20 protein-coding genes and 2 pseudogenes are annotated in these 23,383 nt (G+C 44.0%); 16 read left to right on the forward strand and 6 right to left on the reverse strand.

Annotated elements, in window-relative coordinates; genetic code table 11:
- Positions 1-7: 7 nt before the first annotated feature.
- Positions 8-2,350: pseudogene (locus tag ACJJIN_RS04445) on the forward strand (aminotransferase class I/II-fold pyridoxal phosphate-dependent enzyme); the annotation flags it as partial.
- A 105-nt stretch (positions 2,351-2,455) separates the two neighbouring features.
- Here ACJJIN_RS04445 and ACJJIN_RS04450 read toward each other — a convergent pair.
- Positions 2,456-3,691: an MFS transporter gene (locus ACJJIN_RS04450; protein WP_444897040.1), complete on the reverse strand. Its 1,236-nt coding sequence runs from the start codon at positions 3,689-3,691 to the stop codon at positions 2,456-2,458.
- A gap of 447 nt (positions 3,692-4,138) precedes the next feature.
- Here ACJJIN_RS04450 and ACJJIN_RS04455 point away from each other — a divergent pair, with 447 nt between their 5' ends.
- The 14 genes and pseudogenes from ACJJIN_RS04455 (at position 4,139) to ACJJIN_RS04520 (ending at position 15,241) form a co-directional block, all read left to right on the forward strand.
- The gene (locus ACJJIN_RS04455) at positions 4,139-4,546 is read left to right on the forward strand and encodes a hypothetical protein (RefSeq protein ID WP_444897041.1); all 408 of its coding nucleotides are present in this window, start codon (positions 4,139-4,141) and stop codon (positions 4,544-4,546) included.
- Positions 4,547-4,676: 130 nt separating this feature from the next.
- On the forward strand, positions 4,677-5,870 hold the full coding sequence (locus ACJJIN_RS04460; RefSeq protein ID WP_444896458.1) for an IS91 family transposase: 1,194 nt from the start codon (positions 4,677-4,679) through the stop codon (positions 5,868-5,870).
- A 459-nt stretch (positions 5,871-6,329) separates the two neighbouring features.
- Positions 6,330-6,701: a DUF6869 domain-containing protein gene (locus tag ACJJIN_RS04465; protein ID WP_444897042.1), complete on the forward strand. Its 372-nt coding sequence runs from the start codon at positions 6,330-6,332 to the stop codon at positions 6,699-6,701.
- Positions 6,702-6,813: 112 nt separating this feature from the next.
- On the forward strand, positions 6,814-7,254 hold the full coding sequence (locus ACJJIN_RS04470) for a hypothetical protein (protein ID WP_444897043.1): 441 nt from the start codon (positions 6,814-6,816) through the stop codon (positions 7,252-7,254).
- A gap of 120 nt (positions 7,255-7,374) precedes the next feature.
- Positions 7,375-7,689: a DUF3658 domain-containing protein gene (locus tag ACJJIN_RS04475; RefSeq protein ID WP_444897044.1), complete on the forward strand. Its 315-nt coding sequence runs from the start codon at positions 7,375-7,377 to the stop codon at positions 7,687-7,689.
- Positions 7,690-8,178: 489 nt separating this feature from the next.
- Complete coding sequence (locus ACJJIN_RS04480) at positions 8,179-8,628, forward strand: hypothetical protein (protein WP_444897045.1); 450 nt, start codon at positions 8,179-8,181, stop codon at positions 8,626-8,628.
- A 124-nt stretch (positions 8,629-8,752) separates the two neighbouring features.
- Positions 8,753-9,109 (forward strand): hypothetical protein, encoded by a 357-nt coding sequence (locus ACJJIN_RS04485; protein ID WP_444897046.1) that lies wholly within the window; start codon positions 8,753-8,755, stop codon positions 9,107-9,109.
- A 55-nt stretch (positions 9,110-9,164) separates the two neighbouring features.
- Positions 9,165-9,554: a DUF6678 family protein gene (locus tag ACJJIN_RS04490; protein WP_444897047.1), complete on the forward strand. Its 390-nt coding sequence runs from the start codon at positions 9,165-9,167 to the stop codon at positions 9,552-9,554.
- Between the two features lie 72 nt (positions 9,555-9,626).
- On the forward strand, positions 9,627-9,974 hold the full coding sequence (locus ACJJIN_RS04495) for a hypothetical protein (RefSeq protein ID WP_444897048.1): 348 nt from the start codon (positions 9,627-9,629) through the stop codon (positions 9,972-9,974).
- An 88-nt stretch (positions 9,975-10,062) separates the two neighbouring features.
- Positions 10,063-10,425: a hypothetical protein gene (locus tag ACJJIN_RS04500; protein ID WP_444897049.1), complete on the forward strand. Its 363-nt coding sequence runs from the start codon at positions 10,063-10,065 to the stop codon at positions 10,423-10,425.
- A gap of 293 nt (positions 10,426-10,718) precedes the next feature.
- The gene (locus ACJJIN_RS04505; protein WP_444897050.1) at positions 10,719-11,273 is read left to right on the forward strand and encodes a hypothetical protein; all 555 of its coding nucleotides are present in this window, start codon (positions 10,719-10,721) and stop codon (positions 11,271-11,273) included.
- A 155-nt stretch (positions 11,274-11,428) separates the two neighbouring features.
- Positions 11,429-12,945, forward strand: a pseudogene (locus ACJJIN_RS04510) (transposase).
- Between the two features lie 173 nt (positions 12,946-13,118).
- Positions 13,119-13,691: a hypothetical protein gene (locus ACJJIN_RS04515; protein WP_444897051.1), complete on the forward strand. Its 573-nt coding sequence runs from the start codon at positions 13,119-13,121 to the stop codon at positions 13,689-13,691.
- A 185-nt stretch (positions 13,692-13,876) separates the two neighbouring features.
- Entirely contained in the window at positions 13,877-15,241 is a 1,365-nt protein-coding gene (locus ACJJIN_RS04520; RefSeq protein ID WP_444896910.1) for an IS4 family transposase, read from the forward strand.
- A 520-nt stretch (positions 15,242-15,761) separates the two neighbouring features.
- Here ACJJIN_RS04520 and ACJJIN_RS04525 read toward each other — a convergent pair.
- From ACJJIN_RS04525 to ACJJIN_RS04540, 4 genes are all read right to left on the reverse strand, one after another.
- The gene (locus ACJJIN_RS04525) at positions 15,762-18,005 is read right to left on the reverse strand and encodes a xanthine dehydrogenase family protein molybdopterin-binding subunit (RefSeq protein ID WP_444897052.1); all 2,244 of its coding nucleotides are present in this window, start codon (positions 18,003-18,005) and stop codon (positions 15,762-15,764) included.
- 2 nt (positions 18,006-18,007) lie between these two features.
- On the reverse strand, positions 18,008-18,466 hold the full coding sequence (locus ACJJIN_RS04530) for a (2Fe-2S)-binding protein (RefSeq protein ID WP_444897053.1): 459 nt from the start codon (positions 18,464-18,466) through the stop codon (positions 18,008-18,010).
- 157 nt (positions 18,467-18,623) lie between these two features.
- Positions 18,624-19,310, reverse strand: coding sequence for a nucleotidyltransferase family protein (locus ACJJIN_RS04535; protein WP_444897054.1), 687 nt, complete (start codon positions 19,308-19,310; stop codon positions 18,624-18,626).
- Entirely contained in the window at positions 19,307-20,338 is a 1,032-nt protein-coding gene (locus ACJJIN_RS04540) for an XdhC family protein (protein ID WP_444897055.1), read from the reverse strand. The genes ACJJIN_RS04535 and ACJJIN_RS04540 overlap by 4 nt, the downstream gene beginning before the upstream one ends.
- Positions 20,339-21,210: 872 nt before the next feature.
- Here ACJJIN_RS04540 and ACJJIN_RS04545 point away from each other — a divergent pair.
- Entirely contained in the window at positions 21,211-21,558 is a 348-nt protein-coding gene (locus ACJJIN_RS04545) for a hypothetical protein (protein ID WP_444897056.1), read from the forward strand.
- Between the two features lie 509 nt (positions 21,559-22,067).
- Here the strand turns inward: ACJJIN_RS04545 and ACJJIN_RS04550 are convergent.
- Positions 22,068-23,120 (reverse strand): DMT family transporter, encoded by a 1,053-nt coding sequence (locus ACJJIN_RS04550; protein ID WP_444897057.1) that lies wholly within the window; start codon positions 23,118-23,120, stop codon positions 22,068-22,070.
- Positions 23,121-23,383: the final 263 nt, after the last annotated feature.

Genomic DNA, 23,383 nt, shown 5'->3' on the forward strand with positions numbered 1-23,383 from the left:
AGAATCGGCAATTGAGTCTATACCGGGTATTGATGTTGCCGCTACTACCGTTATAGATGGCGGGGCGGGGCAGAAGATCCTGGTGGCTTATATTGTTGCTAGCGAAAAGACAATTACCGAGGTAGCAGTAAAAGAGTTTCTTGAACAGCGCCTTCCTAAATATATGGTCCCCCAGTTTGTCAAGCACCTGCAAGAGTTACCCCTGCTACCCAACAATAAGCTGGATCGTAAACGATTAGCCCTCCTTGAAGCGGAGCTTGTCGTTCCAACTGAAAGCAGTTTGGCTGCAAACGATGATATTAATCGAAGCCGTGGAATGCGCGAGCACTTCGCAGGTTTATCAGTAGACAGCGAGGCAATTTTTACTTCGATTATCCGTGGTGAGATGGCTTCCATCATGAACCACCCAGATCCGGAGGTTGTGCTCCCAGAGATAGCCTTCGACAAGCAGGGCCTGGATTCGCTGACAACATTAGAATTGGCTAGCCGATTGAGTCATTGCATTGGACACCCCCTATCTGCGCAAACAATCTTCGATTATCCCACACCGAAGCTATTGGCTGGCTATATGCTTGATTTGACGGAAGGTAAGAGCAGTAGTGAGTCAGCTAATGAGGTTGCCAAATCTGAAATTGATGCGTTGGCTAACCTCCAGTCCCAGCTCCAGTTGAGCCATCCAACTTTTCAGGCCGCAAAGGCGTCATCCTGGTCTGCTTCTGACAAAAGTAAGTTGGTGCAGGCGGTGATAGCCATGGCAAACAATCAGAAGAGGAATCCTTACAGTAAAGTTTTACGTACAGGTAGTGGGACGCACGGCACTGTTACCGATGTTTATAACGATGATACCCAGGATGCAATTATTTGGACGACCAATCTCTACCTTGGCCTGAATAGAGATCAAGAAGTTATCGAACAGGCTTCATCCGCTGTACAGCTTTTCGGAACAGGAATGGGCACTTCAGCGGCGGCATCGGGCCTGACGGATCTTCACCTCCAGTTTGAAACGGAGTTTGCTGATTTGGTAGGCAAGTCTGGAGCCTGCTTGTTTCCAACGGGTTATACGGCCAATGTCGGGGTGGTGGCAGGAATATTAGGTAAAGATGATGTTGTGGTTATAGACCAACTTTGCCATGCCTCAATTGTTGACGGTGCCCGTCTTAGTGGTGCCAAAATTAGAACTTTCCAACACAATAATGCCTCTGATCTGGAGTCAGTGTTGGAATCTGAAGCATCTCCCTACCGAACAACGCTAGTGGTTCTCGAGGGCGTTTACAGTATGGGGGAAGGTGCTGCACCGGTAGCTGAAATCGTGCGTGCAGCAAAGAAATACAACGCCTTGACCTTAGTTGATGAGGCACACTCATTCGGTTTTTATGGTGAGCGTGGTGCCGGTATCTGTGCGGCTCAAGGTATTACTGATCAAGTTGACTTTATTATGACAACACTCAGTAAGTCGCTCGGTAGCCTTGGGGGTGTGGTTGCTGCGAGTAAGGAGTACGTTGACTTGCTGAGGTCCTCAGCCAGGGCATATATCTTTCAGGCTTCTATCAGTCCTGCAGATATTGCAGCCGCATTGACTGCCTTGCGTCGGATTAAATCTGACGATGGACTGCGTGATCGATTGTGGGATACGACCCGCTATATGCGCCGGAAATTCGAGCAGGCCGGATACGATTTGGGAACAGGTGATGGGCCTATTATCACGCCCCATTTTAAAGATAAAGATAAACTATACGGGATAGTCCAAGCGCTTTATCAGCGCGGTATTCAAACCTCGGCTGTCACTTACCCGATAGTTGAGAGCGGCCGTGGCCGCCTGAGGTTGATCTGCTCGGCAGCTCACACGAGGGAGGATGTTGATAGGACCGTGGAAGCTCTTATTGAGGCTGAAAAAGAGGTTGATGCTCAATCCCAGGAAACAAAAGAGGAGGCTATGGATTTGGGGCAAGCCCTCGCTGAAATTGGTGAGTGGGCAAATACCTTTTCTAACTTCCTGCAGGAATATATCAATCGACTATCCAGCCCTGTGCCCAACTTGTGCTTGTCTGTGAGTGTTACTGAACAGTTTGAGCCGGTGAGAATTTTAATTGATGGCGGCAAAGTAACCTTGAGCGATCTCTCGGTCAACGACGTTCCTTTTTGCTCAGTAACGCTAAGAAACCAGAGGTCTGTCACGGCCTTGCGGCTTCACGATGTTCAGTCGCTGCTTGATGATATTTGTACAGGTAGCTGCACCTTAAGCGGTCAGGTTGAGCCATTTATATGGTGGATCGCCCGTATTCTAGATTTAAGTGTGGAGGTAAATAACCCTGTAGACTGTGGATTAGCTAGAGAGCGGGCGATTCATTAACTAATGAGGGGCGAGGTTTAAAGTTTTGGGCCTTTCAGCTTACCCTGATGGGCCCATGTCTGGTGCCACTGGCAGAGTAGGTCAGTTACGTATTTGCCTGGTTTTTCACTTTGCTGCGCCTGGGAGTTTGCGCCAGCTCCAGCGGATTAAAACAAATACTAATATCGATGCAGCTGCTGTAATGTAAAACGGTAAACGGATATCAACTTCCATTGCCATGCCCCCCGCGAGCGAAATCAAGCTTGCTACTAGCGTGAAGCCCGCAGTAGCTATTCCCATTACCCAACCCTGTTCCGTTTCATCGACACTATTGGCGAATATATTCAAGAGAGCGGGGTAAGCGAGCCCAAAGCAAAGGTACGCGAAGAACACACTGAGATAACATAGCCAAATATGGCTGCTGAATACGAAGACTAACGCGCTCGCTCCCATCACTAAGGCGGAAACTGTAACTACCAGGGGTTTAGCCCAGCGGGACAAAACAGGCTTGACCATAAAGAGGCTGGAAATTGCCACCGCAATACCCATAGTCAGCATGGCCATACTGGTTATTAGCAGGCCTGCCTGGAATCTACTGCTTAAATAGTTTGTGATAAATATATAAAAGCTGAGATGCACCAGCATGAAACAGAGATAGGCAGGGCAAAGTCGGACAACCCGAGGACGATCCTTCAGATGTATAAACTGAGTAAATAGATCCAGAAAGCGAAGCCTAAGCTGCATCGGGGCTTGGCGGGTATCGTGATAAAAGGTTAGGATCAAAAACAAAGTAATAGCGACAAGTACCAGAGCAAAGTAGAAGGGCAGTTGGATACTGGCTATGCTCCCCAATAGCTCCCTGTCTGCCAGGACCCCTGCCATAATCGGCCCAGCTACAGCCCCAGCACTCATTCCGGCTACCAATAACCCTAGGTTCTTGGAGGCTTCCAGCTCACTTTGGCTGGCATCAATCATTGCTGCTTGAGCAATAGGTTGGTTTCCCGCAGTAAAGCCGCTGATCACTCGTCCGAGAATAAGAAGCCAAAGGCTATTGCTTAGCAAAGAGAGAACAGTGATCGCGTATCCGGCCATAGCCCCCACCAGACACAGCACCATGGCAGTTTTGCGTCCGATACTGTCAGACAGTTTGGCGATATATACGGACCCAATAAACCACGCCAGAAAGAAGCTGCTGATCACAACTCCATAGTACAAGTGCCGAGTTGATTGTGGCGTATCAGTAGGTAGGAACTGGAATTTTGTCGACATAACCAATTCATTGATGATCGGGAACAGCAATCCCTGACCCATCAGATCTACAAAAACTACTGCCAAAAGGGCTAAACGGCACATGGCAGACATAACCACTTCCTCCCCCAGCTTCAGCTTTGCTGCCTAAAGCAAGATAGCAGGTGATGAATAGGTGACGGAGCCTGTCATTGAGCAGCGTAAGCCAGGTAAGAGCGATAGAGCTATTTGAGACTAAGCGCACGGTTAGTTACCCGGGAATAAAGGCGGTTAAGACAGTTGAGGCTTGCTCTATATATCAGAATTCAAGAGAAGCTTCTCCTATTTCTGGAAGTGACGATCTATCTCTTTGATTTTTATAGGGTTGATAATGTTATAAAGAGCAGAAAAAGCAGGTGGATATATAGCGCCTGCTTTATATCTACCTGTTGAGAATTATGTCAAAGCTCTTAACTTTTTGATATTATTGGGTTTTTGAGGTTATCTTGAAAGAAGTGAGTAGAATTATATAGAAGGGTGATATAAAGACGCTTCTTTTGAATTAACTGTTAACCTTCTACCATGAGAAAACAAGAGCTCGAGAAAATAAAGAATAAAAATGTCCAGCAGCAGAATGAGTTGACATTTTTAGTGATGAAAGAGACTGCTGATGCATTTGTGCAGTCTCAAGATAGGTATCCATGGCTGCTCACTTTGCTTGAACAGAAGGGGCTATCGCCGAGTTGTGGGATATTGATTGAGGTTAGCAGCCTACCGGAGCAAGCTGGAAATGAATGGTTCGGTACATGGCTAACGAGCAATAAGAGTTTTTTTAAATTTGCAGTTATCACTGACCGACAAAACAGAGAAATAATTGATATTGACGAGTGGTTAGAATATTCACCTCCGATTAACAAGCATTGTCCTGGTATTGGAAAAACTGATGCATTCATTGCAATTGAGCTGCTGGAAATGTACAAAAAAGGTTAACAAGACGCTGCACCCGACTCCGGCGCTATCGCGCCTCCGCGGGTGAGCTTGGCGTTGTACAAACCCGCTGCGCGGGAGTGGTGCCACTTTTAAATTATAAGAGGCATTTTAGAAAATGCATAACCGGGTATTGCAAAATATATTTTCTGCGTACAGTGGTTATTTATCTAAAACTGCGCAGCCACTAAAAAATTTAAAGGCTATCTCCTCGATACAAGAATGCCGTACAAAATCGATGGGAAGCAGTTATTATCGTTGTAAGCACAACCATGTCACTGAGCAGCATCATTCTTGTAGGCATAGAAGTTGCCCCCTCTGCTCAGGCAGAAAACAGCTCCAGTGGGTTGATCAGCAGCGTCGTAAATTATTTGATACAGAACATTTTCATGTGGTCTTTACTATACCTCATGAGTATCTGCCGTTATGGCAATACAACGAAGAGAAGCTTGCAGATATACTCTTTTTGTCGAGCAAAGAAACCCTGTTTGAATTAATGGCGAGTAAAGACTATCACGGAGTAACTCCCGGGATGCTTATGGCTCTGCATACTTGGGGAAGACAGTTAACTTTACACCCTCATATACACTGCTTGATAACCGCTGGTGGTTTGACCTTAAGGGAAAAGTGGAAAGAAACAGGTGAGTATTTATTACCTGTTCGAGTGGTTAAGAGTCTTTATAGGGGAAAGTTTCAAGCGCTGTTACTAGAGCAGTATCGTGCTGGGTTAATCAAGATCCCTCCCAGTTGGCCCATTGGCCAGTTTGATATTCTCTTTAAAGCTTGCTATCGCAAAGAATGGTCAGTTCGTATTCAGGATCGATATGAGCATGGACAAGGAGTGCTTCTGTATTTTTCACGATATATCAAAGGTGGCCCGCTGAAGCCAAAGCAGATATTAAACGTGGATCATAAGGGGCTGGAATTTCGTTATTTTGATCACCGTGACCAGCGACGCAAGCGACTAAGGTTAAAGCCTGAAGAGTTCTTAAGACGTGTCTTGCAGCACATACCTCCAATAGGAAAACACATGGTACGGAGTTATGGATTATATGCTGGGTGTAATAAGAAAAAGCACGATCTATGTAGTAGTCAAGTGGGTTTAATGAAAGATCAACGACTCCCAGCTGGATTGCAAATCCAAGATCTGGTGGTAGAGTGTGGGCAGTGCCATGAATCTACAAAGTTGACTGGCAGAGTGTGGTCTAAGGCGAAAAAAGGAATTTCCTTTATAAAGGGGGCGGCTCGGCAAGATAGTGCCGGCGGGAATGTACAACATGGCGATGAACCAGACACTGCAGGAATGGGCCTCTTTAGTTCGGCCTAAATTCAATGCCAGGTCATTTTTTTTACCGCCTGCAGTGCAGGTTATCTAAGCGTTATGTGAGCTTGTGATGCAAAGTTCAAAAGTTACGAGGCATATATCGAGTGTTGAAATTGGCCTAGGTGTCATGCTTGCGCTGATTTCTATATGGCTGTTCCTGAATACTACTCTGGAGACAACCCACCAAGAACCACATAGCATTGGTAGGATAATCGCCTCAGTATCATTGCTTGGCTCTCTAAGCCTATTGATTCCTGGTGTTGCTCTGCGTATCTCAGTCAAAGTGGGCGTGGTACTTCAGTCTTTAATAATAATTTTTGTTGCGTTTATTGCGTGGTTAGGAGTTCAGTAGGGTGCCAATACGCTCACATAACAAACACAGGCAGAATGCTCCGGCCCTTCGGGCCTGCGCGGGACGCCCTACGCTTTGCTTCGGTCGCCTCTGCTGTGGGCGTTAACTCTATGATCGACGAAAATTTTATTAATCAGTGGATTTCGCACCAAGAAGAAACTTGGGAAGAAGAGGAAGCGGAGAACCATTGGACAGATGACTATCTCATAGACTTGGCTATTACTGATGGCGGTGACTCAGAGCTTTGGGATTTTATCCTAAAAACGTATAGGCGAGAATTGTCAGAAAGCGTGCTCGCTATATTAGCGGCAGGTCCACTTGAGGATCTTTTAGCTCGGAATGGAGAATCCTATATTGAACAAATAGAACAACTTGCTCGGAAAGATTCTAAATTTAAATTTCTACTCGGCGGTGTGTGGAAGAACTCAATGTCAGAAACTCTCTGGTCTAGGGTAAGTGCCGTAAAGGGGGAGCCGTGGTAGGAGTTAACAAGTCAATCAACTACGCGCCTTCGGCGCCCGACAGCTTACACTTCGCTTCGCTGCGTTCCATCTGCGGGTTATTGAAGCGTTAGGGCTACGGCACGTCAAAGCTATGGATGAATTCTCAAGAAAAGTTAAAGCTCAATTTATCCAGGAATTTCCCGACTGGGAAAAATTTTGCTTCACTGCAATGGATGAAGGGGAAGAGGTACTATCAGTCAAAGTTCCAAGTCCTTCAGGCGGTGAGGAGTGTCCGTTGAGTGTTGACACGTTTCGAGGCGAGGTGACGGTAGCTTTTGATGCATACCATGCACATTTCTATGACTTCATCGATCCGGAAGGTGACGATGCAGTTTCATTCATTAAGGAGCTTATTTCTAGCGACTACGCTGTTGTAAGCTACTGGCGCAATGAGCAATGGTGTGGGTCCACTATATGGTCAGTGAAAGAACTACCAAGCTCAAATGGGGAATATCCTTACGCAAATATAATCAAGTTTAGGTCATGGTTAGGGCAGTGTAATAATGAAATTCAGTGCGTACCAAAAGGGTAATGCCCTAACAAGCAGCGGCAGAGCGACAGCCAACGCTACGCACCTTTTATGTTACTCGCTGGCGCTCAAACATTAACACAAAACGTGCTCCGCGCTGGCTGCGCCTGCGCTGGGCGTTAAATGTACAGAACCGAAATGAGCATGGAAGAAATACCATTTGACCCTGATCTTACCCCCGAGCAAGAAGAATTAGTGGGTAAGCTATCTGATAAAGAGATCGAGGAAATTGATCACGCTTTAATATCCTCAGCTGGCAAGCACTATCGAAAGGTGGCCATGGTTGTTGCAATGGCAATGAGTGACCTAGAGCAAAAGATTGAAGGTATTCCTGATGTATTTTACTCCCAAAGAGTTTCGACTCTAGTGGCTCAGGGGAAGCTGATGTCTCAAGGTAACTTAAAACGTATGCGCTTTAGTGAGGTTAAGTTGCCATGAAAACATTTAACAAGGCGCTGTTATCGCAGCCTTCGGCTGCTGGGACGGCCTGCTGCGCAGCCCGCCCCAAAGCTTGGCGTTAAATTTCCTAAGGGCAATCTCCAGTGAGTCGTATTGATAACTCTCTCATTGTGATTTCACTTTTACCGTGGTTATCGGCTATGTGGGTAAACTGGTATGTCATTGAGATGGGCTTTGTCCATACAAACGAGTCTCGTGACGTTGCAAGGCTAGCTCTCCATGTAGTTGCCGGTTTTACCGCGACGTATTTGGCTATTTTATTTCTATGGTATCGCAAGCAGCGATTCAGACTGTACAATTGTTTACCATATCTGAGCTGTATCAGTTTTTTAATATGGCTTAAATCGCTGGGGTGGCCTCAATGGACATAAAATTTAACCAGGCCAGGCAAGATCGCCCAGCTTAAGGCTGGGCTGGACAGCCTACGCTCCGCTTCGGCTGCCCTTGCTGGCAACGTTATGTGAGCTTATGAAGAAATTGAAGATATTCGGTTCTTTAATTTTAATTTTATTTTTTGAGTCTTTTGTGCTCTCGCTTTTAACCGTTCTAGGGGACTACATCTTTTTAACGGGGCAATTAGCGGAGGGCATGAAAAGAATATTGACTCTTTTTCTCTTTTTTGGCTTCTACAAGATATTGTTCGAGATGCTGCCGTTGGCCCTCATTTATCGTCCGGCAGTTATCGAGAAAGGGCTAACTGCTGTGCAATTCTTGAAGCGGCGTGCATACTTATCAATAGCAACTACATTTGTATTGGTATTGATGGCAATTGATTTGCCTGTGGGTGGGTCAGCGGGGTACCATTTTATACATATATTGCCGGTTCTATACATTCCATCGGTCTTTCTGGCATTTTTGTTTTATCGACATTCTGTTGTCAGGTTCTGGTTGAAGGAGAGTCCTAGTGCGCAGACATAACAAGCAGCGGCAGAGCGACAGCCAACGTTACGCACCTTTTGTGTTACTCGCTGGCGCTCAAACATTAACACAAAATGCGCTCGGCGCTGGCTGCGCCTGCGCTGGGCGTTATGGGTCATAAAGTATGAGCAAAGTATGGAGAGAGATCGCAGACCCCAAGAAGCACATTGACTACATGAGCACTCGAAACGAAGGCGGTGTACCAGTTGAAGCTTCAAGAGATAATCTAATTGAAAAATGGGTTTACTTTGCAGACGTATGCAATTTCATTTTCCAGTTTGCGAGCATTGACCAAGTGCTAGAGTGTAAGGATTACTTTTCAAAATCTGTACACCCTTCTACTCGGGAAAAGGGTCACGAGTTAGAACATTATTGGCATCCTTGGTATTCAAAACTGCCTAAGGGTATAAATAAAGGCGCCAAGCGTGAGGAAGTTATCAAAGCGCTAGACAGTATTTTAAATATGTGGGCCAACCCATAACAAGCCAAGGCTGTCGGACGATTCGCGCCGCAGCTTGGGGCATTATACGTAGGCAATGAACGAAGAAACACTAAAATTTATTGAAGAGCGGCGCCTTGTTTCGTATATGAACAAAACAAAGTGGCGAGAACTCGCTAATGCCATTACAAGTAACAGTGATTTCGAGCCTCAAGTAAGGCTTAAATATCTACGAGACTTAGAGGCAATGCCTGGGTTTTCGCTGCTTGATTGGGAATGGGTTCGCTATGGTCAATCTAACTGTATCGAGTGGATGGATATTGACCCATTCAAAAGAGAGCGAAGGGGCAATCTTTTGAGTGATAGAATTACTGACTTCAGTGGCTTTATAGCAACTGTTCTGAAAAAGTACAATATCCCATACTCCATAGAAAATGGGTGTTACAGGGTATGGGGATATGCAAACCAGCAACCAGTTTTCGTATAACAAACGCAAGCACGCGGTCCCGTTTTCCGCTGCGCTCCAAACGGCCCGGTGTTGCGGGCGTTAGGAGTCTCGATGGGTCAAGAATTTGAAAATTTTAAAAAGCTATATGATGAAGAGCTCCGCCAGGAAACACCGACTGCTGATTTTATTGTGGACGCAGCTTTTAGATTTCTCACGGAAGGAAATGTAATAGATATTCTCGAACTTTTAGCCTCAGACGAGATTGGGGCCAATGAGATGTTCTGGAAAGAGATTAACAGATCGCCAGTCTCAGACGAAGACTGGGAGAAGTGGGTTTATATAGTGGGGGAGGTAAGCCATGAAGAGTATAAGAGAAATATGCGAGAAAAAATCGAGCTCGTGAGGAATAATGTTGATCCACTAGAAAAAAGCTGCAATTCAATGTTCAGGGCTCAGTGATGTGTGGAGCTCCTAACAAAGTGCTGCTAGGGACAAACCTACGCTACGCTCAGGTTTTCCCCAGAGTACGACGTTAGCAGTCTTAGTCATGAAACTAGAAATTGATAACTATTGGGAGCTTCTAGCTCTCCATAAAAGCATGATGGCCGTAAAATTTGATAAAAATTCATGCTTGAAAGAAGCTCAGGGTAGTCCTTATACGGGTAGATTGGCTTTCAAAATTTTTGATTTATTGCTTGCAAACTGCAATGAGAAACAACGTAAAGAATGGTTGGAGTGGCAATTAGCAGATGAAAGCCGCATTGAAACTCAATTGCTAAAGAAGCACATTGCAGATTCAAATTGGTGGGTCAGCTCAAATATAGAGCTAAGGGAAAGCTTTGTTCGTGATTTCATGGCCCCCCTAACTCTTGAGCAGCAGCTCTTTCATGAGGTAACGACCAACTGCTAACAAGCAGCGGCAGAGCGACAGCCAACGCTACGCACCTTTTGTGTTACTCGCTGGCGCTCAAACATTAACACAAAAGGCGCTCCGCGCTGGCTGCTCCTGCGCTGGGCGTTCAGGCTGTTGAAAAACTAATGTATATATTTGCCCTCTCGAATATGATAGAATATCAACCATAAATGATGGTTCTACGTGATTTCTGGTTTATCTTTCACTGATAAGTAGGCTATTTTTTTACGTAGAAGCACAATACAAAAAGAGGGCTGCGTTTTTCTACACCCTCATTATAGGTGCCAGACATGAAATCAATACTTAAAATACCAATATTTTTTATTATTTTCTTATTATACGCTTGCACCACCAGGCCGTTCTCAGAGTCTGGTTACGCAGCAGCTTTTCCTTCCCATGAAGATCGTAATGAAACGGGTAGCGCGAAAATAACATTTAGTGCTGATATTAAATATGAGTCCTATGAAGGAGTTCCATTAAAAGGCTTTCCTTTGGTATGCAAAGAGGGGAGTACATATTCTGCTGTAGATGAATTAGGGGCAAGCAAAAGTATTTATGTAGAGCCAGGCCAGGAATTGGCCACAGGCTCTATTGTAAGTTGGTACAATAGTGGTTGGGCTAAGCGATGTTATGACTTCGTTTCGTTTGTCCCTGAAAAAGGTGAGGAATATATAGTTGTTAATGAGCGTATCGGAGGGAAGCGTAATATCTTTGTAGGCGTAGCTTTACAGCGCTGTGAAGTTTCTGTATACAAAATTACTAATGGAGAAAAAAATAAAATACATGCAAATAAAGTCGAAAAAGATATGTGTTCAGATGGCGACCCTCTTTCTGTCAAGTGGTAATGTATAACAATCAAAGGCAGCGAATAAACCGCTGCTTTTTGCCTTCAGACTGTAGAAAAACTCTTAAAAGGTAGCTTTTTTGTTAAAATGGAGGTCTTGATGCCGAGATTATCCATATGCCCAATTTCAAACGTTACGATTACAACTAAGATGCAATGGTCGTCATCAATTTCGAAGAACAACTACAACCTGAAACCTTTGAGTTTACACTTCATCATCTGATTGATGACCATATCGACCTCTCTGTATTCCATAAAAAATATCAAGATGATTGCGGCGGGCGAACCGCTTATGATCCGGCTATCCTCCTGAAAATCATATTGTTTGCTTACTCAAAAGGTATTACCTCAAGCCGTGAAATTCAATGGCAATGTGAGAACAATATCCTCTTCAAAGCACTGTCATGCGATACCGTTCCACATTTTACTAGTATTGCGAGTTTCGTAAGCAGTTATCCTGATGTGATTGAGTCGGTGTTTGAGCAAGTGCTACTGGTCTGCGATCAGCAGGGGCTGATTGGCAACGAACTTTTTGCAATAGATGGATGCAAGATGCCATCCAATGCCAGCAAAGAACATTCGGGAACGTTTAAAGAACTAGAACAGAAGCAGGAAAAATTCGCAAGAAGATCAAATATTGCCTCAAAGAGCACAAGAGGCTTGATGGCAGGAAGCCTAAAGAAAAAGAGCGAAAACAAGCGGTAGCTAAAGCGGCGGATACTCTTCAGAAACACTTTGATAAAATTGATCAGTTCTTAAAGAATCACTCCCCCAGGATGGGACAAGGTAAAAACCCTAAAGAAGTAAAAAGTAATATCACAGACAATGAGTCAGCCAAGATGACTACCAGCAAGGGAACCATCCAGGGCTATAACGGCGTTGCCGCAGTTGATAGGAAGCATCAGATAGGTGTTGAAGCACAGGCCTTTGGTGAGGGGCAAGAACATCATACATTGAAGCCTATTCTCGAAGGCATCAGTTGCCATTATCAGCATATAGGAATAGATGAAGACATCTTGGCCAAACAGGTCATCATTACTGCTGATACTGGGTTCTCCAACGACGCTAACTACAGCTACCTGCGAGAGAGCGGCATCAATGCCTACATACCTGACAATAAATTCCGTTCACGTGATAAAGCTTTTGCTAAGCAAAAAGCCAAGTATTGCAAGTATAAACAAAAAGGTAGGGCTAATGTCCAGCAGACTTTCCCTGCTAGTGAATTTACATTCAATAAGAAAAAGAAAACCTGTATCTGTCCGGCAGGAAAATCTATGCTTTTATTAAAGGAAGAGCCTGTTAGTGAAGGTAAGAAAAAGCTATTGTTCGAAGGGCGCTTCACTGACTGCAGGGGATGCAGCATTAAAAATCAGTGTATGAGAAACCCGGATTCTGCCAGCTCTCGAAAAGGACACGGAAGGCAAGTATCCCTAACTTGGACAAACGGACGGACAGCCACTGACTGGATGAAAAAGCGGGTTGATAGTATCGAAGGCAAGTCCATTTATGGACATCGAATGTCTGTTGTCGAGCCAGTGTTCGGGAACACTGGTACCAACAAGCGATTGAATCGCTTCTCGCTACGAGGAAAAAGTAAGGTTCAGAGACAATGGCAGATGTTCTGCTTGGTGCATAACATAGAAAAGTTGATGAGATATGGCAGTATCCACTGATTGAGTATAAATTAGGGGCCTCAAGGCGCCAAAATTTAATACAATGAAAGAAATTTAGTGGTATCGCTAAATTTAGACCGGAATTTTGATTGGAGGAACCTGAGGAGTGACAGCTTTTTCTAAAACTGTTTTTCTACAGCTTCGTTATATCTTTTCAAGGATCGGAGAAGTAAATGAAAAGGCCTACTTGGGCAACAGTGGTTGGTGTATTGGCAATAATCTTCGGAATACTAGGTGTCTTAGCAGGCGTTCAAGAGATAGCGATACCATCAATGATTGAAATGCAAAAAGAAATGATGACGAGCTTCAGCGAAGGCAAAACTCCAGATGGAAAGAGTGTACCTGAAATGAGCTGGGAAATTAAAAAGGATGGAGAAAAGCAAAAAACTGATATGTCTCAAATGTTCGAAGGCATTGAAGAACAGTTTGAACACCCTGAATGGTATAAATCATGGGCGGCGGTTCTAGGTTTAATTTCTTTGGTCGTCGCTGCATTGTACCTTTTATCTGGTATTCTTCTACTAATGGCGAAGCAGTTTTCCATTCGGATATTTTATGTGGCAATTGGTGTATCAGTTATATGGGCTATTGTTCAGGCAATCATATACTCCCAAGCTGATAGTAGTATGCTAATGGCTGCTCAAATCCCAAGTTCTATATCAAGTGTAGTTATAGATATCATTCTTCTTGTCGTTGTATTTATTGGTAGTAAAGAGGCTTTTAGTACTGAGCAAGCAGAAATATAACCAACGGCTGCATCGGACATATTTCCGCTGTCACCTTTTTGCAAAACACACACAAAAGCCGTCATCAAAAATTTGCTCGGTGAGCCGGGCGCTAAGTTTTATACACAAGTTTTTTTAAGTTTTATTATGTAAATCAATAAGTTACAGTTTAGCCCAGTAAGAACTACAGATTTGGCTGGATTATTATGCAGGACTGGGTCATGGACGAAGTAAAAAATCAGGTTATGGGTGATACACGCTTGAATAAGCGCTTGTCTAATATTCTCAGTAATTTAAGTTCAGACCCAAACAATAGCATTCCTTGTGCAAACAAAACTTGGGCAGAAACGTTTGCAGCTTATCGCTTTATAGAAAATGATAAAGTCAACTTTGACTCTATTATGAGCGGTCATAAATCGGCAACTCTTGAGAGAATCAAAGCGCAGCCTGTTGTTCTTATCCCACAAGATACTACCTTTCTAAATTTTGCCACTGACCTAGAAAGTAAAGAGATGGGAACTCTTAGGCGTAAAGAGACCAACCAACAACTCTTGCACACCTCCATCGCGATAACACCATCCAGAGTTAATTTGGGTGTTGTTGAAGGTAGTATGTGGCAGAGAGATAAGGAATCAAGTTCTAATTCCCGCTATACCAAGTCGATAAAGGATAAGGAGAGTCGACGCTGGCTAGACCATTACGAAACGGCTTGTCAGATACAAGAGCACTGCCCTGAAAGCACAATTGTGAGTATTGCTGATAGAGAGGGTGATATTCATGAGTGGTTTCAGCTGGCTGAAGAGCAAAGTGAACAGCGGCGGGCGAGCTATATCGTTCGAGCTAAGGCCAATCGCACTTTAGAGCTCGATGGAGAAGAAACGGTTTTGCTTTGGGATCATATGAACGAGCAGAAATCTATTGGTCTATACGCGGTAGACATTCCCAAACGGAATGGGGAACCTGGAAGAAAAGCCAAAGTCAGCGTATCCACTACTGAGATACGGCTACTTGGAAAAGGAAAATCTAAACGACCACTTTCTCTCTATGCTGTATTGGCTAAGGAATTAAACCCACCAGAGGGTGAAAAAGGCATTGAGTGGATGCTGTTAACTGATCTTCCAGTTGAAGACTATAAGCAGGCGAGAGTCATCATTGAGTGGTATCGAAGCCGGTGGGAAATTGAAACCTATTTTCGGGTGGTAAAAGGCGGATGCCAGATAGAAAGTAATCGTTTTAGAACAGAGCAGCGAATGTTGAACTGTATTGCGATCTATATGATTATTGGATGGCGACTACATTCGATAACTACACAAGCAAAAAGTCTTCCTGATGAACCATGTACGAGTGCTTACTCTGAAAAAGAATGGCGCATGGTATGGATGATGCGAGATAAAAGTTCCCCACCGAATATACCTCCAAGCATGAGAGATATAACGCGTATGCTGGCAGGTCTAGGAGGATTTCTAGGGCGTAAAGGCGATGGCGAGCCAGGGGTTAAAACTGTTTGGCAAGGATATGCTAAGTTGCTCCATTATGTTGAAGCAGCAGAGGTTTTAAATGGACTTAAATAATGTGTATAAAACACAGGCCGGGCGTTAAGCACCATAGCTGGGGGCATCTTGCATGTTCTCCCGAAGCAGTTGATATAGCCACAAGCTTCTCAAAAATTTATTCGGTTAGAACAAAAAAGTAATTTAGTTTCCAGTAAGAGCAGTATTCAACACTATCCCAGTAATGATAATGGCAAGCCGAACGAGGTTTTTGTAGATATGTCTTTATTTGATGTTGCCCTACAAGGTAAAGGCTATGGCTCAAAAAATATGAGACTTCTATGTGAGGAAGTCAGAAAAGTGAAAAATTTTCACCCTGTTTCCCGTTGCTACGTAGCAATCCATGCTTTTATTAAGAAACTTTCGAACGATTTAATTTTTAAGTTGTAGATCGAAACGAGTTTGATGAGTCAATAATGGAATTGCATTATGTTCAGTCAGTTCTGTGGGTCTTTGTCTACGCTGTTTTCTTTTATATATCCCCCTTATGAAGAACGAGTAGGGGGATATAAAGCTCTACTTTTGCGATTGTGATTATAACTTAAACATTAAGTTTTTTGTTTACTGGCAGATTGCGAATTCTGGTTCCTGTTGCTGCAAATATCGCGTTGGTCAATGCAGGGGCTACGGGTGGCACACCAGGCTCACCAACGCCTGCTGGAGCAGAATTGGCACTCACTACCGTTACCGAAATATCAGGGCACTGCCCCATACGAAGTACAGGGTAATCATGGAAGTTGGACTGCTTAACCTTCCCATCTTCAAAGGCTACCTCTCCCATCATCGCCAAGCTTAAGCCAAAAATCACCGCGCCTTCGGTTTGTGAGACAACTCTATCAGGGTTAACAACAAGTCCAGCATCAATAGCTGCAATTGCTTGCAGTACCTTGAGGTTTGTGTTTTCCACCTCCACCAGAATAGCTATAGCTACATAGCTATTAAAGCTTCGATGAACGGCAAAGCCCCAGCCTTGATTTGGCTGGTTAGGTGCAAATTCAGCCATATTCCTTTCAACAATATCAATCACCTGATGGTAGCGACCAATATCGACTGGGTGACGTGACAGATCCTCTCCGTAGTTTCCGTATTTGAACTGTTGACCGGAAAAGTCGATATGCCTAGGTTGGCCCAACATTTCTTTCCACATCTTTGGGCATGATACTTTGGCATTGTGTGCCAGTTCATCCACGAAACTACCAATACCAAAGGCGTGCTGAATATTACTCACTGAGCGCATCCAGCCGATACGGGTATGCGCCAATGCTTTAACCGCTTCACAACGATGACTTGGCACAGTAAATGGAATGTCGACAAAGCCAAGGTCCAGCTCTCCAGCGGACGGGTACTCCACGTTCTCGGCAAAGGTAGTGCTAATAGATGGAAAGGCAGTACGTTGTAGTATTGCCGTTGGCATTTGATCGCTATCAAGTTTTGCTTGATAAAATTGGGCACTAATTGCGTGCATGTAGCCGTTTTGGATATCGTCCTCGCGGCTCCAGCTAACTTTAACCGGCCGTCCAAGCTTTTTAGACAATAGTGCCGCTTCCACACTAAAGTCAGGCTTTGACTTCCTTCCAAAGCCGCCCCCTAATAGCGTGACATTAACTTTCACTTGTTCGTCATTGAGCCCGAGGTTTGCTGCTACATTTTGCTGCGTACTTTGCAGTGTTTGTGTTGATGCCCAGATTTCACAGCCATTTGGTGTAACTGAAGCTACAGCAGCAGGAGCTTCCATCGGTGCGTGGGCCAAATAGGGCACTGTGTATATGGCTTGCTGGGTAGAGTCCTCCGGCCAATCGGTGTTTTCAACTCCTTGTTGGCGAACTAATTTACCAGGCTCCTTGACCCCCTGAATTAACGACTCCATGAAACTTGTGCTGCTGTGGCTATCATTCTTACTGGCAGTCCAAGTTGTTTCTAATGCTTTACGCCCTTGCAAGGCACTCCAGGTGTTAGTAGCAATAACTGCTACACCACCTAAAACTTGAAACTTAGGTGGTCCTTCGGGCACAGGTAATTGAATCACATCCAAAACCCCGGGAACCTTGCGAGCCGGGGTATCATCTAAACTTTCTACATCACTACCGAGAACCGGGGGCCTGCTTATACTGGCATACAGCATGCCATCTATTTGAATGTCGTAGCCATATCTAGCTCTTCCAGATAGCATATTATCCATGTCGACAATCTTGTGAGATTTGCCGATATGTTTAAAGTCCTTGTTTTCCTTCAGTTTCACGCGGTTCAATTCTGGTATGGGAAGTTTCGCAGCAGCAACTGCTAGCTCTCCATAACTAAAGCTTCTGCCCGACTTTACGTGCACGACTTTATGATTCCTGGCTTCCACTTCTCCGACAGGCACTTGCCATGAGTCTGCTGCAGCTTGTTCCAGCATGGTCCGAGCTATTGCCCCCATTTGTCGCATTTTGTCATAATGCTTACGAATACTGCGTGACCCATCGGTATTCTGGCTTCCATAGCGCTTATCGGCTAACCCTTGAATCACAACGACATGTTGCCAATCAGCCTCAAGCTCATCAGCGAGTATCTGAGGTATCCCGGTTCTAATACCTTGGCCCATCTCTGAACGATGACAGGTAAGATAGACTTTATTGTCTTCGCCAACAGCAACAAACAGGTTTAACCTCGGCTCCTTTCCTTGTGCTATGGCCATCGGACTCCAGCTTATCCCACTTGCACCTAAAGCTAAGCCCCCGCCAGTTGCTCCAAATAGTTTAAGTACATCCCGGCGGCTGAAATTTTTTACGGCTGTAAAGCTACTCATTATTAAGTTCTCTTTTTAGCGGTGTCTTGAATAGCAGCTCGAATTCGTGTGTAGGTACCACAACGGCAAATATTTCCAGCCATGGCAGAGTTAATCTCTTCATCACCTGGTGATGGGTTTTGGGTCAATAGCGCAGCAGCAGTCATAAGCTGGCCAGACTGACAATAGCCACATTGTGGAACGTTATTGTCACTCCATGCTTGCTTCAATTCAGCAAATTGCAGCCCCTCGATGGTAGTTACTTTCTTGCCTTTTGCTTGCGAAACCGTCGTTAAACATGCGCGCGTCGGCGTTCCGTCCAAGTGGATTGTGCAAGCTCCACACAATCCAGCACCGCAGCCATATTTAGTGCCTGTTAATCCAAGCAAATCTCTGATTGCCCACAAAAGTGGCATCTCAGGTGCAACATCCAGTGCGTAACTTTCGTCGTTGATGGTTAAGGTTAACTTCTTATCAGACATTACCCGCTCCTTGATAATCCCGCTAGTAATTGCGTATCGGTGGCGAAATCGCCTCTTTTCGTTAACTGGCTCTGACTTAGAAATCTGTGTATCGCACAGCTAGTTTTACGGAAGTAATTAATTATATTGATACTCTCACTAAAAACTGAAAATAAGCCTAACTGAGATTCTCCACAATCATTTTTTGCCATTTTTCTATGTCAGCTCTACGATCTATATCTATGGCGACACCCTCGATCTCAACAACTGATAAAGCATCAAGATTAGATTTCTTTTTCAATAAGTGCTTTGCGCCCGTATCGCCTGTGAGAGATGCGAGATTAGTAAAATCTGAGGAGTTAAATACTGCAGGTACGCCAAAACTATTTTGATATTGGGCGCAGCAAGTTTGCCCATATGATTGCCACGCAGTGATTAATTGTTGATAATCATCCAAAGTTACGCCTATGTGATCAGCCAAGGCAATTAGTAAACCATCCACCTGAAGGGCCTCTGCTTCGATAACTGCTTCTTTAATAGAGCTTGCAATACCACTTTTCCAGTTAGGGTTAAATCGCCGGTTCACATCGGAAGACAACAAATTATCCAGCTTCTCTTGATGCGCTCCCAGAACTACCAATAACTCTACTTTTAGCCCGGTTGATGTTTTTGTGTTTAGGCTGGTTAGTTTATCAAGCGTTTGCAACAGCAGAGGCTGACTCTTAATCTTCCCATTTGAGTCAATCACATCTACTGTTGCTTGTAATTTTATACCATTAAATCTACGACTTTCTCCGGCAGCGAGCAATGCTACCAGTATCCGTTTTGAAGGTTGTCTAGCTGTCTCCCGGATAAATTTATTCACGTTGCGACCTTGTCTAGAGGTAACAATCTAGCTTGATGCAATACTCCGTGACATTGAGCCAGGATGCTCAAAGCAATGGACTCAGGTAGCTCACCACCTAATGCTAAACCTGCCGGTGCGGAAAAGACACCATAGAAATCACTTACTTTTATCCCCGCTCTATCAAGAACTTTATCACGTCTATGTGGAGGGCCGAGCAGTGCAACATAGTGTAGCTTCGTCAGGCTTACGGCTTGTAACGCCTTCGCATCCAAGTCCAAGTTGTGGTGCATCACAATCGCCGCATCAAACTGACTCAGCAGCGATGTGGTCAGTTGTGAATAGGGTTTCTTTAGAATACTTGCACCAGGGAAATCGTAATGACGGGCAAAACTTGCGCGTTCATCAATCACCGTAATGTGCCAGCCTAGTTCTTGAGCAATTTTGACAACTGGCTGAGCATCTAACCCGCCACCAAAAACAGCAATATGAAAGCGGGGTAGGCAGGGAATAATTAATCTCGGATGCAGAGCATTTGCTTTTCCATTTTGCAGTGACAGCGTAGCTTTGGTAGTGCTATCAATCTGGTAGCCCATTGCTTCTGGGGCAATAACTCTCGCAACAAGATCTCTTGAATTGGTATTTTGAATAGGTAACTCCAGTTCGTAGAAAGCGGAGTTTCCCGAGTTCAAATATTCTAAAAGGCAATGCAACTGAAGATATTGGTTTCTATACGTGAGGGGAAATAAAATTAGTTCTACAATGCCACCACATCCTAATTGATAGCTAGCATCCGACTCATCACTGGCATCGTAAATCACTTTAATCGAAGTATCATACTGAATAGCGCGTTGAGCGTATCGTTTTAAATCGGCCTCTAAGCAACCACCACTGACTAGGCCAATACTCTTACCTAGTGGGTGAAACAACATCATCGCTCCCGCCTTACGATAAGCTGAGCCCTGAACTTTGGTGATTACGGCAAGTACCCAATCATCCTCAGGCGATGCCTGCCATTCACTTAATAGGGCTTCAATATGGTGCGACATAACTCAGTACTCGAATACATGAAAAATGACCTACAAACCTATTTGGAACTTAGTAAGCTGTAAAACACCACAATTTAGCGATACTCCAAGAATGTGAATAAAATGCAAGGTCGTTCCCAGAAAATGCGGCAGTTGTGCTGTTAAGCGCGATAGCTGGAAATTGATGTGTGCTTTCGTCTAATAATGGGCAGCTTCTATAAGGGTAGAATCTGAGGCGAGGCAGTGGAGTTTTTGTCCTAAATGGCTCCTATTCGATTATTTTCTATTTTGACCGCCTCTGAAACAGTGGTGCCAGCTCACTAGCTTGTTCCGAGTCGAATCAGTAGCCTATTTCCTAGTGATACTTTGGGTAAGGAAAAGCTTAGTGCGTAGAGGTTCTTGTAATTGATCTTTGGTAGAAGAGTAGAGCAAGGCAAAAGGGTAATAGATGTAGAATGGAAAATTAGATATTAAGCTGCTAGTGCTGGGAAGCCATTGGTTAAGTCAATATTTATAAGGTTAACTAAACGTTAGTATTGCAATGCCAGGAAAATTCGAGATCCGTATGAAATTCTATCGATAGCCAGTCTTGTTTAAGCGATAAGTAGTGTTTAACTCAAAGGTTGTAACAGATAAGGTTAGAATGCGGTGAATTTTAAGTCCGTTAATCTGTGTTTTTGTGATGTGCCATATAAAGATAAATTGATAAGGATGATTATGAATGTCAAGTCGATTCTCAATTTCCTCATCGCAGGTATAATATTATTTGATGTTTAAATTTGTGCTAAAAATAGCGGTATTTGAAAGTGTAGAGTATTAAAGGTGTTGAATTGTCTATTTCGCCGTATCGTGAAGTTTTTTGGTTTTGGTTATGTAGTTGACGGGGAGTGTTTGTGAAATTTACACAAAGTTTATTGGTTAAGTATTGCCTTGTTTTACTTTTCCTTTTCTACAGTGCGGTAACTCTGGCACAGAACAATAAAATAGATTATTTGGACATTTTGATTCTTGATGGAAAAGTTATCGATGGTTCAGGTAATCCATGGATAAAGCAATATGTAGGAATGGTCGATGACAAGATAGTCTTTGTAGGGAACGCTGATAGTCTTAGGAGCAAGGCTAAATTAACCATTAATGCTGAGGGGTTATATGTTACTCCTGGGTTTGTTGACATGCATAGTCATGCAGATCTCAATGGCCCGCAGGGTAAAAAATTTTACCCCAGATATTTCAGGGCGTGACCTCGGTAATTGTTGGTATAGATGGAATTGGAAAGTATGATGTTCTAGAGTAATATAAAATCGCTATGGTTCCCTGAGAATTAGTTTATTAGGAAAACACATTGCTACTCGCCTATGAATAGATAGTTGGCTACGGTTGACCCGAGGGTGAGCCTTGCTTATATTAATTCGGATTTTGATTGGCAGTGTGTTTTCTACAGCAGTGGTAATTGGAAGGTCAGATTTGAATTGGTACTTGTAAGTATTTACCGGCTTAAATTATAGCTCGGGCTTTTTGCCATTTAGTCAGGGTTGGCTAATTCAGAAATCCAACCTCAGGTAAGTTAGCTTCCGAGTAAGGGAAGTTTTTCACCAATGTCTTTTAGCTATACCTCCATGCGAGCAGAGATTTCTCTCAATATAGGCGATAGTTTTGAGCTTTGAATTTTCGCAAGGTCCACTACGTAGCCTTGCAAAGCCTATATCGTCACCTATGTCTCCACTATAATATCTGTTTCATCTACTAAGCTCTATACCCCTTTAAAAGAGCATGGTTTTTCATACTTCATTTCGACGGCTTTTTGCTCGCGATATTGGCCGAGTAATGAGATACCTATTCCGGACATAATAATGATACCCCCAATGATTTGAGCGAAGTTGGGAACCTCTTGCAGGATAAGAAAGGCGAAGAAAGTACCGGCTACGGGGGTAATGGCTGTCGCGATAGAGATATCAGCAGAGCTGGCTCCTCCTTGGAGTCCTTTAAACCAGGTGATCTGCCCAAAGACAATAATGATTGCTCCGTATACAAGCATCCATACCCAGAGGAAAGGAGAGAAAAGGTCGTCAAAGTGGTGGGGGCCAAATACAGAGAGGACAATAATCGAAAACAGTATCACCCCTGCAAGCATACGAAAAACTGAGAACACGCCAATAGGGACGCGATCAAGCAGTTTCCGGCTTGCCTGAACCGCAATGACCCCTAAGAGTGTAGCTAAAGCGGTTAAAATTTCTCCAGCTTTGGGGAGGTCTTGAAGAAATTGGTTCATGGCTGGATTTCCAAGATTAAGCATTTTCATACTCATTGGATCGTCCATCGGGGGTTGGTGTAGGGCAAAAATTGCAATAACACCAACCGTTACCACAAGGGCGCCCACTATTGAGAACACGGTAGGCCTCTCCCGGAACATCAGAAAAGCGAACAAAAGCCCCAAGGGAGCATCTAGAGTTGCAATTAAAACGACATTGGTCACTTCTGTGAGCATCAGAGCAATAAAGAAGAAGGCGGGGGCAAGAACTCCAGACATCAAAATAAGCACGAACATGTAAAACCAGTCTTTGAAAGGATACTGCTTTAAGATGCTGAGGCGCCAATCTTTTCTATAGATAATTAAAAGGGTGATACCCGCCAAGAGATTTCCAGCGAACAAGAGGTTGCAAAAAGAGATAGGGTTGTTTCCATTAATAGGGTGGCTGGCACCTAGCTCCCCGATTTTCGCAACGACCGCGTTGGAGGCAGCAAAAATAAGAATTGAAATCCATAACCAAAATCGAGTACTTTTTACGGAGGGCTGATTTTCCATCTCATATCCCTTGAGCGCTATGGTAAGCCTTAATGAGTTTACCTCTCCCAAAGCAAATTGCGCCTTTACTATCTGGTTGTTAGGGGGAGCTAACTCTGATCTGGGTTAGTTTAGACCAAATCCAATAGTTGTCTGGAAAAGAGAATTTCATTGTATATAACGATATTGGAGTTTTGTATCTAGAATGGGGACGTTGGTAGGTATTATCTTTGTTTTAGCAACTTGCTGGATAGAGTGTGTCTATGCAATTCATCCTGAGTATA

Source organism: Microbulbifer maximicatervae (SeqCode), assembly GCF_052467505.1.

What these genes read in the sequence shown, in the direction of transcription:
- ACJJIN_RS04465 (WP_444897042.1), top strand. Translation starts at nt 6,330, where the DNA reads ATGATCGACGAAAATTTTATTAATCAGTGGATTTCGCACCAAGAAGAA.
- ACJJIN_RS04525 (WP_444897052.1), bottom strand. Translation starts at nt 18,005, where the DNA reads ATGAGTAGCTTTACAGCCGTAAAAAATTTCAGCCGCCGGGATGTACTT.
- ACJJIN_RS04490 (WP_444897047.1), top strand. Translation starts at nt 9,165, where the DNA reads ATGAACGAAGAAACACTAAAATTTATTGAAGAGCGGCGCCTTGTTTCG.
- ACJJIN_RS04520 (WP_444896910.1), top strand. Translation starts at nt 13,877, where the DNA reads ATGCAGGACTGGGTCATGGACGAAGTAAAAAATCAGGTTATGGGTGAT.
- ACJJIN_RS04480 (WP_444897045.1), top strand. Translation starts at nt 8,179, where the DNA reads ATGAAGAAATTGAAGATATTCGGTTCTTTAATTTTAATTTTATTTTTT.
- ACJJIN_RS04450 (WP_444897040.1), bottom strand. Translation starts at nt 3,691, where the DNA reads ATGTCTGCCATGTGCCGTTTAGCCCTTTTGGCAGTAGTTTTTGTAGAT.
- ACJJIN_RS04475 (WP_444897044.1), top strand. Translation starts at nt 7,375, where the DNA reads ATGTACAGAACCGAAATGAGCATGGAAGAAATACCATTTGACCCTGAT.
- ACJJIN_RS04485 (WP_444897046.1), top strand. Translation starts at nt 8,753, where the DNA reads ATGAGCAAAGTATGGAGAGAGATCGCAGACCCCAAGAAGCACATTGAC.
- ACJJIN_RS04550 (WP_444897057.1), bottom strand. Translation starts at nt 23,120, where the DNA reads ATGGAAAATCAGCCCTCCGTAAAAAGTACTCGATTTTGGTTATGGATT.
- ACJJIN_RS04505 (WP_444897050.1), top strand. Translation starts at nt 10,719, where the DNA reads ATGAAATCAATACTTAAAATACCAATATTTTTTATTATTTTCTTATTA.
- ACJJIN_RS04515 (WP_444897051.1), top strand. Translation starts at nt 13,119, where the DNA reads ATGAAAAGGCCTACTTGGGCAACAGTGGTTGGTGTATTGGCAATAATC.
- ACJJIN_RS04540 (WP_444897055.1), bottom strand. Translation starts at nt 20,338, where the DNA reads ATGTCGCACCATATTGAAGCCCTATTAAGTGAATGGCAGGCATCGCCT.
- ACJJIN_RS04495 (WP_444897048.1), top strand. Translation starts at nt 9,627, where the DNA reads ATGGGTCAAGAATTTGAAAATTTTAAAAAGCTATATGATGAAGAGCTC.
- ACJJIN_RS04455 (WP_444897041.1), top strand. Translation starts at nt 4,139, where the DNA reads ATGAGAAAACAAGAGCTCGAGAAAATAAAGAATAAAAATGTCCAGCAG.
- ACJJIN_RS04530 (WP_444897053.1), bottom strand. Translation starts at nt 18,466, where the DNA reads ATGTCTGATAAGAAGTTAACCTTAACCATCAACGACGAAAGTTACGCA.
- ACJJIN_RS04470 (WP_444897043.1), top strand. Translation starts at nt 6,814, where the DNA reads ATGGATGAATTCTCAAGAAAAGTTAAAGCTCAATTTATCCAGGAATTT.
- ACJJIN_RS04500 (WP_444897049.1), top strand. Translation starts at nt 10,063, where the DNA reads ATGAAACTAGAAATTGATAACTATTGGGAGCTTCTAGCTCTCCATAAA.